Consider the following 11,879-nt stretch of genomic DNA (forward strand, 5'->3'; position numbering starts at 1 on the left):
GGGAACCGGTTTTCCTGCTCGCCATCGCCGCTATTAACGGCACAGCGGTCCCGGCGCTTGAACGCTCGCTGACAACGCCGCGCGGTCTCACTATTTGATCGCGACGATGTAACAGATCCAGCTTGGATCGCTCGAGGCGTTTTCAGAGCGTTCCCAGCTCGATTCCTCGCTGTCATCTTCGATTTCCCAATAGACGTGATTTTCGCTGAAGCCGGCTTCGACGAGCATCTCACGGACTTCGGGGATCGTCCAGAATCGCCAATGGTACTCGAACGCTCGCTTGAGCTTGCTGCCATCCTTGAACTTAAAGCTGATGTAAAAGCTCGCGTCCGCGTTGATGGGATTAAACGAAGCTTGTTTCCATTCGTAGCGAAATCCTTTGCGGCCTTTCTTGATGACACGTTTGTCGACTTGTCCTTCCGTGTAGCAATCGCCGCCGCCCATCATGTCCATCACCATCACTCCCTCGCTCTTCAAGTTCGCGCGTGCGGTTTTGAAGTAGGCGATGACTTCGGCCCGCGTCTTGAATAGCCAGAAGGAAAAGTTTTGCGCCGCGAGCACGTCGACTTGGGGGCGGTTGCGTTTCCGCACATCTTGCTCGATCAACTTCACGCGGCTTTGCTCCGCTGGGTCGAGTGACGCAAGATTATGTTCGCGTCCCCAGGCAAGTGTTTCGCTACAGAGGTCTACCCCGACCGCGGTTCGCTTGGGATCGGATTGAACCCAGTGGCAACAGACCGCAAACGTGCCGCAAAAGTCTTCACGCAGTGTGTAGGGCTTCTTGCCATAGGCGTCGCGATAAGCGTGTTCGAAGAACTCGACTTCGTGCTCAGGGGTTTGCACTGATTTTTGGTAGCAGTCGAACTTGTCCGCGGTTTCGGCCAAGGTGGGCTTGGCGTTTGTTGCAGACGACTTTTTGGGGGCCGCGTTATTCGTTTTCGATTTTCCCATGAGGGGGGATCAAATTCATTGGGGGCGAAAGGGGTTTAGAGCGTTCAGAGTAAACCACGCCTGATCACAATGAAACGGGCACTTGCGCAGAATTCGCCGTTCCTACGGCTTGTGGCGTTGCAACGGTGCTCAAGACCCTTGCTCGTGTACGCGACAAGCCGTTGGCGAATGACGAGCTTGGTGAGAGCCCGTGAGCGTGCTTAACTGACTTCCATGGATGTACCCATGGTGGTACCGGGGGCCGGTAACTCGCTCGAACCTTCTAGGTAGATGTCGATCGCACGCGCGGCACCCCGCCCTTCATTGATCGCCCAGACCACCAAGCTTTGCCCGCGACGACAATCTCCAGCAGCAAAAACTCCTTCGATGCTGGTGGCAAACTTGCCATGCGTCGCTTGGAAATTGCTGCGTGGGTCGACTTCGACTCCAAGCGATTTGGCGATGTATTGCTCCGGTCCCAAGAAGCCCATTGCCAGCAGGATCAATTGTGCTGGCCATTCCTTTTCGCTGCCTTCGACCTCGGCCATCTTCCAACCGCCATCGTCCCCTTTGGTCCAAGCCACTTGAACGGTCTTGATGCCACGTAAGTTACCGGCATCATCGAGCAAAAATTCCTTGCTGAGGATTTCGTACTCGCGAGGGTCACGCCCGAACTTGGCGGAGCATTCTTCATGGCCATAGTCGACACGGAAGACGCGCGGCCATTCGGGCCATGGGTTGTCCGGAGCGCGGTCCTCCGGAGGTTGCGGCAATAATTCAAAGTTCACCAAGCTACGGCAACCGTGTCGGAGACTCGTTCCGATACAGTCGGTGCCGGTGTCTCCACCGCCAATCACGATGACATCTTTGCCTTCGGCGTTGATAAACGAATCGCCAAGCGAATCGCCGTGAACCTTGTGCTTGGTGTTGGCCGTCAAGAATTCCATGGCGAAGTGAACGCCGCTCGCATCGCGATTGGCAATCGGCAAATCGCGTGGCTTGGTTGCACCACACGCCAACAGCAAGGCGTCGAAATCGTTGGTCAACTCTTTCGGGTCGATATCCTCTCCGACGTTCACGCCGGTAACAAACTCGATCCCCTCGGCGGTCATCTTGTCGATTCGACGCTGGATGACCTCCTTCGATAGCTTCATGTTGGGGATTCCGTATTGCAGCAGTCCGCCAACGCGGTCGGCACGCTCGTAGACCGTGACGAGATGGCCCGCTTGGTTCAACTGGTCTGCCGCGGTCAAGCCAGCAGGCCCGCTACCGACGATGGCCACCTTTTTACCCGTCCGCGACTTGGGCGGGGTGGGGCGAATCCAGCCTTTGCTCCAAGCGTGATCGACGACCGCGTTTTCGATGTTTTTGATCGTGACCGGAGGATTGGTGATCCCCAGCACACAGGCGCCTTCACACGGAGCCGGACAGACACGCCCGGTGAACTCCGGAAAGTTGTTGGTCTTGTGCAGCCGCTCGTTCGCATCTTTCCAGCGGTCGTTGTAGACCAAGTCATTCCACTCAGGAATCAAGTTGTCGATCGGACAACCGGTGGTGGATTGACAAAACGGCACGCCGCAATCCATACACCTCGCACCCTGTTCTTGCAGTTGTTCGGTCTCAGGATCGGTGTAGATTTCGTCGTAGTCGCCCAGGCGTACCACGGGCAAACGCCAGGCCACTTTTTTGCGATCAAACTCTTTGAATCCAGTTGGCTTTCCCATCGCGATGTCTCGTTCTTGTCTTGGTTTGGTTGTTCGGTAAAGCGGGGCTGCAAAATTCAGCGGCCCCGGTGGGAGTCCTGCGGCCATGGGGATGGCCGCAGGAAAAGGGTCAGCGGGTTACGAGGCGGCAGCGGCCGTTTGAGCCTGCATTTCCTTCAAGACCCGTTTGTAGTCTCGTGGCATCACCTTGACGCACTGGTTTAAGAACGTCGGCCAATCGTCCAACGCTCGCTTCGCAGCCGCACTTTGCGTGTGGTCATAGTGCAATTGAATCAAGGCCTTGACCTCGGCTTGTTCCTGGTCGCCTTCGATCGACTCAAGTTCCACCGTTGCTAGGTTGCAGTTCAAATTGAAGTCGCCCTTCTTGTCCCAAACGTAGGCGATCCCACCGGACATCCCGGCAGCAAAGTTGCGCCCCGTGGTCCCAAGCACGACCACGCGTCCACCGGTCATGTATTCACACCCGTGGTCGCCGACGCCTTCGACCACCGTGTTGGCGCCGCTATTGCGGACCGCAAAACGCTCGGCCGCTCGGCCGCGTAAAAACGCTTCGCCACCGGTCGCCCCGTACAAGCAAACGTTACCCACTAGGATGTTGTCCTCGGCGGTGAAGCTGCTTTGCTTCGGCGGATAAACCACGATTCGGCCACCGGAGAGTCCCTTGCCGACGTAATCGTTTGCGTCGCCTTCGAGCTCGATCGTGATCCCGTGCGACAGGAACGCGCCGAGACTTTGTCCAGCCGAACCCTTGAGCGACAGGTGGATCGTGTCATCGGGCAGCCCCGCTTGGCCATATCGCTTGGCGACTTCGTTGCTGAGGATCGTGCCGACGGTGCGATTGATGTTGATGATCGGTGATTCGATCTTGACCTTCGTGCCGTTCTCAATCGCGGGCATCGCCGCTTCGAGTAACACCATCATGTCAAGCGACTTTTCCAGTCCATGATCTTGAGCACGGGTGCAGCGGACATCGACATTCGCATGCGGCTTGTTTGCCGGTTGCAAAATTGGCGTCAAATCGAGACCGTCCATCTTCCAGTGACGGATCGCTTCTTCGGTTTTCAGACAATCGGTGCGTCCGACCATTTCGTCGATCGTACGGAAGCCAAGCTTTGCCATGATCCGTCGAGCTTCCTCGGCGACCATGAACAAGTAGTTCACGACATGCTCTGGCTTGCCCGTGAACTTGGCTCGCAGTTCAGGATCCTGAGTCGCGATCCCAACCGGGCAAGTGTTCAAGTGGCACTTACGCATCATGATGCATCCCAGTGTGATCAACGGCGCGGTCGCGAAACCGAACTCTTCGGCCCCCAACAATGCCGCGATTACCACATCACGGCCTGTCTTTAGACCGCCATCGGTTTGCAAGACCACGCGACTTCGCAAGTCATTGAGCACCAAGACTTGATGAGTTTCGGCGATCCCCAATTCCCACGGCAAACCGGCATGTTTGATACTCGTCAATGGTGAAGCGCCCGTGCCTCCGGTGTCGCCAGCGATCAAAATGTGATCGGCGTGTGCCTTGGCAACTCCGGATGCAATCACTCCGACGCCCACTTCGCTGACGAGCTTGACGCTAATGCGAGCGGCTCGGTTGGCGTTCTTCAGATCGTGGATCAGTTGAGCCAAATCCTCGATCGAGTAAATGTCATGGTGAGGCGGCGGGCTGATCAAACCCACCCCAGGCGTGCTGTAACGAATCCGAGCGATGTTCTTATCGACCTTCTTGCCGGGCAACTCGCCCCCTTCGCCAGGCTTGGCACCTTGCGAAATCTTGATTTGAAGCTCGTCGGCGTTCGTCAAATATTCGATCGTGACGCCAAAGCGTCCCGAGGCGATTTGCTTGATCGCCGAACGCTTCGAATCGCCATTGTCCATCGTGGTGAAGCGAACCGGGTCTTCACCGCCTTCCCCAGTATTGCTTTTCCCACCGAGGCGGTTCATCGCGACCGCTAGCGTTTCATGCGATTCGGCACTGATGCTGCCAAAACTCATCGCTCCAGTGCAAAAGCGTTTAACGATTTCACTTGCCGGTTGCACTTCATCTAAGGGGATCGCTTCACCGGCGACTCCTTCTTGGAATCCCAGCAAGCCACGCAGGGCGCATCGATTGCGATTGTCTTCGTTGACCCCGTGAGCAAATTTCCAATACGCATCTTCGTTATTGGTTCGTGCCGCGACCTGTAGCGATGCGATCGACTGAGGATTCCAGGCGTGTTTTTCCCCTTCGGCGCGCCAATGGTACTCGCCCATGTTGGGCAATTGCGGCAGAGGTTTGGCATTGCGTTCAGGGTAGCCGAGGTGATGACGTCGCATCGTTTCTTCGCCCAAAATGTCGAACGAGACTCCTTGGATACGGCTGGCCGTTCCCACGAAGCAGGTTGCAATGATCTCGTCCTTCAAGCCGAGCGCTTCGAAGATCTGGGCCCCTTTGTAGCTCTGCAGTGTGCTGATCCCCATTTTCGCCATCACCTTGAGCATGCCCTTGGCGACCCCCTTGCGATAAGCTGCGACAATCTTGTCGTCGTCTAGCGTGGGGTCCATGAAGCCATCGCGGCGGGCTTGCCAAAGGGCCTCGAACGCCAAGTAAGGATTGATGGCATCGGCACCGTAGCCGATCAGCAAACAATGGTGATGCACTTCGCGAGCTTCACCGGTTTCCAGCACCAATCCAATTCGAGTTCGTTTGGCTTGCTTGACCAAGTGATGATGCACGGCACCGACCGCCAACAGGGCGCTGACCGGCACGCGGTCATGGCTGACTGCGCGATCACTCAGCACGACGAGTTGAATTCCTTGGTCCGCCGCCGCTTCGGCTTCTTGAGCGATTCGCGCGAGCGTCGCTTGCAAACCCGCTTTGCCTTCGCTGCGGTCAAACGTGATGTCGATCACGCGACTATGCCAGCCTTCGTGATCGATGTGTTTGATCGCCGCGATTTCTTCGTTCGTCAAAATCGGATGCTCGACAAGCAAGCGATGGCAATGCTCGGGACTCGCATCAAGCAGGTTTTGTTCCGGCCCGATATAGCACTCCAACGACATGATCACTTCTTCGCGGATCGAATCGATCGCAGGATTGGTGACCTGTGCAAATAATTGCTTGAAGTAATCGTAGATCATTCGCGGCTTGTCACTCAAACACGCCAATGCGCTGTCGTTCCCCATCGATCCGACGGGGTCGCGAAGTTGTTCCACCAAGGGGCGTAACATGAAGTTGAGCGTTTCGAGCGTGTAGCCAAACGCTTGCATGCGAGGCAGCAGTGTCTCGCTATCGAAACCGTGTGCTTCCGCTTCGGGGTGCAAGTCCGACAAGCGAATGCGATTCTCTTTGAGCCAATCGCCGTAAGGCATTTTCTTTGCGAATGTACTCTTCAGTTCTTCGTCGGGGATCAGTCGACCTTCGGCGAAATCCACCAAGAACATTTTCCCTGGTTGCAGACGCCCTTTTTCTTTGACGATCGCAGGATCCAGCGGCAGCACGCCAACCTCGCTGGCCATGATCACACGGTCATCGTGGGTGATGTAGTAGCGACTTGGACGCAGACCGTTGCGGTCCAGCGTGGCGCCGATGTAATGCCCATCGGTAAAGGCAATCGATGCGGGGCCATCCCAAGGTTCCATCAAGCAGGAGAAGTACTCGTAGAACGCCCGTTTGTCTTCGGGCATCGTTTCATGCTTTTGCCACGCCTCGGGGACCATCATCATGATCGCCTCTTGCAACGTACGGCCGTTCATCAACAAAAACTCAAGCACGTTGTCGAAGGTGCCCGAATCGCTGCAATGCGGTTCCACCACCGGGAACAATTTGCTTAGATCCTCGCCAAATAATTCGCTCTTCGCGGAACCCTGGCGAGCACGCATCCAATTGGAATTGCCACGTAGCGTATTGATTTCACCGTTGTGGCTCATGAAACGCAGCGGTTGAGCGCGGTCCCAACTGGGGAACGTGTTGGTCGAAAAACGACTGTGCACCATCGCCAAATGAGTCTCAAAGTCCTCGTCCTGCAAATCAGGATAATAGGGCAGCACTTGCGCCGGTGTGAGCATGCCCTTGTAGATGATGACTTTGGTACTCAGCGAACAAATGTAGAACATCATCGCTTGTTTGAGCGATTCGTCGGCCCGCAGCTTACTGGCTTGCTTGTGAATCATGTACAGTTTGCGGTCAAACGCATCGTCGCTCAGTCCATCGTTGGCGCCCACGAAGAGTTGTTCGATGACCGGTTCACTGCGCCGCGCGGTTGGGCCGACATCCGCCACATCGGGACGTTGCGGTACGGTTCTCCAGCCGATGAATTTTTGGCCCGCTTCGGCAATCAATTTTTCAACGGTGTCTTTGCACGTTTTTCGCTCCCCGGCATCCTTCGGCAGGAAGACCAGCCCAGCGGCGTATTGTCCCGCGGCGGGCAAATCGACGCCCAAATCTTGCTTGGCCGCTTTCTTCAAAAATGCGTGAGGCAACCCCACCATGATCCCCGAACCATCGCCGGTGTTGGGTTCGCAACCACATGCACCACGATGGTCCATCGCTTGCAAAATCGTGTCCGCGTCGAGCACGATTTGGTGGCTCGGCTTTCCTTTGATGTGCGCGATGAAGCCTACACCACATGAATCCTTCTCATGGCTCGGATCGTACAAGCCTTGAGCCGGAGGAAGATGGAAATCGGCAACCTGTTTTGTGACCGACTGTGGCTGTGGGAGCGAGTTGTTTCGGAGCGGGGTCTTTTGATCGGGGTGAAGAGTCATATCCAGTCTTTTCGTTTCGCAAGTTTAAATGAGAGGTGGCATCCGAGCGTCGCGTTCATCGAACGCAAGGAGGCAAAGCCGTTGTAAGAGATTCGATTGGCTGTGAACCAGGGTTGGCTTTGAAACTCGGCGGATTCAAACGCCAATCGATGAGTTGTTTTTGAGATCGGGAATAGGGTCTTCTTCGGCCGGTTTTTCGCTGCCCGGCTTTCGTTTACCCGTCTCCATTTTTCGCCCCAGAAGCAAGGAGCTATACTCAATCGCTGCTTGGCTCAATTGTCCTCGTCGACGATAAATCACGCCAAGCGGCCGGGTCATCCGTAGCCCATGACACGCCACCTCTTTCAATGAACCACTGGCCGTCTCGCGACGCACCGCAGCCTCAGGGACAATCCCCACGCCACGGCTTGCCTGGATGGCTCGGATCAAGGAATCGGCGTTGTCGAATTCCATGCGGGTGTCGACGGTGACGCCCGCTTTGAGAAGGTATTGGTCGATCTCTTTTCGCAACGTCAAGGTGCGATCAAATCCGACCATCGCAATGCCTTGCAACGCATCAAGGGAAAGATTGGTGCAGGACGCAAAGGGGTGTTCCAATGCACAAACCAAACGCATCGGTTCCTGTTGCCACATCACGCTCTGCAACGTCTTGGTGTTGCGGGGAAAGCTAACCAAGCCAAAGTCGACCTCGCCGTCGGCCGTCATCTCGACAACCCTTTCCACCGAGCCGAACTCGAGCTTGACGTCCACGTCGCAGTGCATGGCGGCGAATTGCTCGCTGGCCTGTGGCAAATAACTCAGGCCCACGGAATAGATCGTGCCAATCTTTAATTGGCCGCTGAGCATGCCGCCAATGGAAACGACCTCGGATTCGAGACGTTGAAGTTGACGCAACACATCGCGCAGTCCGCGTACATAGGTTTGTCCGGCAGCGGTCAGAACGAGGGGGCGTTTGGAACGATCGATGAGCTGGACGCGGAGGGAGTCTTCCAGCTGTTGCATCGCTTGGCTGACCGCACTCTGCGTCAAATCGTACTCCGCCGCAGCTTTGGAAAAGCTGCGTTCTTCGGCGACGCTACAGAACAATTCGAGGTTTCGGAGGTGCAACTTGAAATTCGTGTTAAATAAGTATTCCTAATAATGCGGCACTCTGTTGGTAGCCGGGTTAATGCAAGGTAAATATCGTCCCGAACTTCGTCAAGACTTTGATCGCTCACAAAACCACGGAAAATGCCAGCGAAAATTACTGACCCGGCGATTGCCGCCAGCGGGCGTAGCGAATCGGAATCAAATACGTGTAGACAATGGTGAGGATCCCACCGCTAAGCAGCGACCAGGGCATCCAGTCTTTCGGCCGGAACACTTTCGGAGGGCTTGCCATTACCCCGGATGGGTCTGCCATGTTGACCACTTTTGCCGATTCGCCCTGGTAAATTGTTGCCGAATCGATCAGCAGACACTCCACGCCGATGATGACCGCCATGATGCCAAGGGCAATAAAGATTGAACGCCACATATCCACTTTGTCCGTTGAGAGGATCCGAAGTACATCGGTCCTTATTCGGCGGATCTAAGCCTTCAACATCAATGATATCAAATGCGGCTTTACAGCACTCAGAGTCGGAAAGCTTTCCCTAGATGGTAAGTCTGGCGCTCGGCGAGCAGCATGGCGAGCGTAATGCAACCAGGCGGGGGGCGGGGCCCGGAGAGATCGAGTCCCAGAGACATCGAGTCCCAGAAAGATCGAGTGCAGGGTAGATCGAGTGCAGGGTAGATCGAGTTCAGGGGGGGGCAACGTCCACGATGCTGGAACCGGCTGTGCCGTAGCGGCGCAAACCGACCGGTGATTCCACGGCGTCGGAAGTCGTTCGGGGCAGATCGATTGGCCGTTACAGCAAGTGTTTGGCTTTGATGTCGAGGTATTGATTCACCAACGGTGCGGTCAGCTCGTCGGGAAATGCATCGACACACAACACACCGCGGTGCTGGAGATCCTTGAGCACCTGATGTCGCCACAGCAAGATGTCGGCGGCCGCTGCGGCGCGATACATTTGGAAACGGTCGTCGTTCGACGGAGCGTCGGCGGCATCAAACATCTCGCGGTCGCGAAGCAGCACGCCCAGCGGAAGATGTTGTCCATTGATGTTCGATAGGTAATCGACCACCACGCTAGCGTTGACCTCATCGATGACATTGGTCGCCAGCACGACCAAGGATCGGCGTTTGCAATGCGTCGAGAGATACAGGAACGCTTGGTCGTAGCGTGACTCGACTAAACGCGGGAATTGATCGAAGCCTGCTTGAATCAAGCGATTCATTTGGCTGCTGCCACCACGCGGCGGGATGTAGGCGTGAATCGTATCGGAAAAGCAGAGCATGCCGACCGCGTCGCCTTGATGGAGGGCGACGTAGGCCATCATCAGGACCGCATTCAACGCATGGTCTAACAGCGAGTAACCGTTTTGTTCGTTTGTCATCATGCGCCCGCAATCGAGCAAAAAGATGACGCGTTGGCTTTGGTCGCTCTGGAATTGCCGCACGGTTAGCTTGTGGCGTCGCGCCGTGCTGCGCCAATCGATGTGCCGATAGTTGTCGTCGCGGCTGTAATCGCGAAGGCGTTCGAAGTCACTGTCTTGGCCAATTCGCCTTGTTCGACGGACACCGATCAAGCTCAAGCGGTTGGTACGCGCTAGTAACGCGTAGTCCGACAATTGTTTCATATCCGGATAAACGTTTAGCCGATCATGCACTTCAATTTGCAGATGTCGATTCCAGAGTTTCAGAGGGCTGAAGAAGCGGAGGTAGACACGTTCAAGTTCGAATGCGCCTCGTCGCCCGGGAGTCAGTTTGCGATGAGCGGTCATCCGTCCACGCGGTGGCAATCGCAGTGCATGTTGTTCGGGGGTCGCCGTGAAGTGCTCCGGCAAGTCATCACAAGCCGCGCCGGTGAGTGTCAGCGGCGTCTCGTTTTCGATCGTGATTTCACTGGCCACAGGAACGCCAAGTGAGCAAGTGCGAGGCAAGCTTCGTGTCGCTCGGATGCCATGGTTTGTCGCGAAGTAGACGAGCAAGAAGTCGAGCACCGCAGCGATCAGGATGATGCCGTCGATCAGCCCCACGGCGATGATCATCGCGGGAACGAAAACGGTGATCAAGCTAAAGACAATCGAGCTGCCAAGAAGACCGACCCACCACCGTGTCGGATAAATCTTGGCTCGCCAAGACGCCACAATCAACGGTAACGCAATCAGGCTGAGGAATAGCCAAGGGATTTGCGTCAGCCACTGAAACTCGTCTTTAGCAACTTGAGTGATTGCGTCGTTCACGAACAGACGGGCCTGGGTTCACGGTTTTTGAGGCGGAACAGAGTGTGGTTGAATTGTAATCAATCCACTCGCCGCGGGGGATCGGTGCTAGGTCACTCGAAACGCCGACGCCAAGCCGAGCGCGGGAATGACCAAGGCAAAAATGGCGAGCCCCCACACCGGGCCTGCGCCAAGCAGTGCGATTGCGGCCGCCAGCGGGATGATGGTCAAAATCCCTGAGCGGATCGTGGATTGCACATTCGTTGGGGTCGCGTGACGGACACAGCGGATACCGCGGAGGACGACCGGATAGGCGATCATGGCGATCAACAGCGGAAAGGCAAACGGAGTGCGGATGAAGTTGGGGAAGCCTGCGGGAGCTTGCTGTGGTGCAAACGCTAAAGTGAACAAGCCAATGATCAACAAGCTCAGCCCGACTTTCAAATTGGTATCGTTGCCGCCGGCGGCTTCCTCGCGAGCCATCGTGGTGATCCCGGTGATGTAGATGCCAAACCCCAGTGCGATCGCAACGAGATGCAGCGGGATGAAGGGGCCGTCGGGCTGTACCACGATCACGGGGGACGCCCCGAGTAAGAAACTGAGCACGCGACAGGCTCCCATCGCGGCGGGGGCGAGCGGTGTTTTTTTCAGCGGTCCATCGTAGGCCACGATCATCACCGCTAGCACGATTGCGATCGCGGCGGGAAGCCAAGTGGTGCCGACGTTTTCTGCGGGCAGGTATCCACTAAGCGATCCCAAAATGACTCCTAAGACCAGCATCGCCCAGCCGGCGGTGCGAGCGGCGGTGAGCGAGATTCGCCCCGCAGGCAACGGGCGTTTCGCTCGCTCGGCACGATCGCGTTCAATGTCAAAAACATCATTCAAGATCATGCCTGCCCAATACAGCGAGATCCCGGCGGCGAGTACGCAGATCCACCGGGTAGCGGGCGATGGGCCGTGAGCGGCAATCAGGAACGCGGCGGAAACATCGGCGATGACGGTAAAGACATTCGGCAACCGAACCAATTGGGCCCAGGCAACCAGGCGGCTGGATTGTTGTGTTTCGGCGGTCAAAGGATTCAATTCCGTGTGGAGGGTGCGTTCGTCGCAAGCACATTGCGGCTTGCAGCAACATGGATGATATCCCCAAGGCGATCATCGGGACAGCGTGTGG

General features: G+C 56.3%; 7 protein-coding genes. All 7 read right to left on the bottom strand.

Annotated elements, in window-relative coordinates; genetic code table 11:
* Nucleotides 1–90 precede the first annotated feature (90 nt).
* Complete coding sequence (locus Pla52o_RS02320) at nt 91–951, bottom strand: class I SAM-dependent methyltransferase (protein WP_146592956.1); 861 nt, start codon at nt 949–951, stop codon at nt 91–93.
* 200 nt (nt 952–1,151) lie between these two features.
* Nucleotides 1,152–2,654, bottom strand: a complete 1,503-nt coding sequence (locus tag Pla52o_RS02325) for a glutamate synthase subunit beta (protein WP_146592957.1) — start codon at nt 2,652–2,654, stop codon at nt 1,152–1,154.
* Between the two features lie 117 nt (nt 2,655–2,771).
* Complete coding sequence (gene gltB, locus Pla52o_RS02330) at nt 2,772–7,400, bottom strand: glutamate synthase large subunit (RefSeq protein ID WP_146592958.1); 4,629 nt, start codon at nt 7,398–7,400, stop codon at nt 2,772–2,774.
* Between the two features lie 135 nt (nt 7,401–7,535).
* Nucleotides 7,536–8,507, bottom strand: a complete 972-nt coding sequence (locus tag Pla52o_RS02335) for a LysR family transcriptional regulator (protein WP_146592959.1) — start codon at nt 8,505–8,507, stop codon at nt 7,536–7,538.
* A 136-nt stretch (nt 8,508–8,643) separates the two neighbouring features.
* Nucleotides 8,644–8,916, bottom strand: coding sequence for a hypothetical protein (locus tag Pla52o_RS02340; RefSeq protein WP_146592960.1), 273 nt, complete (start codon nt 8,914–8,916; stop codon nt 8,644–8,646).
* 373 nt (nt 8,917–9,289) lie between these two features.
* The gene (locus Pla52o_RS02345; protein ID WP_146592961.1) at nt 9,290–10,726 is read right to left on the bottom strand and encodes a DUF58 domain-containing protein; all 1,437 of its coding nucleotides are present in this window, start codon (nt 10,724–10,726) and stop codon (nt 9,290–9,292) included.
* An 87-nt stretch (nt 10,727–10,813) separates the two neighbouring features.
* Nucleotides 10,814–11,779, bottom strand: coding sequence for a UbiA family prenyltransferase (locus tag Pla52o_RS02350; protein WP_197168949.1), 966 nt, complete (start codon nt 11,777–11,779; stop codon nt 10,814–10,816).
* Nucleotides 11,780–11,879: the final 100 nt, after the last annotated feature.

It is taken from the genome of Novipirellula galeiformis (assembly GCF_007860095.1).
Lineage (GTDB): Bacteria > Planctomycetota > Planctomycetia > Pirellulales > Pirellulaceae > Novipirellula > Novipirellula galeiformis.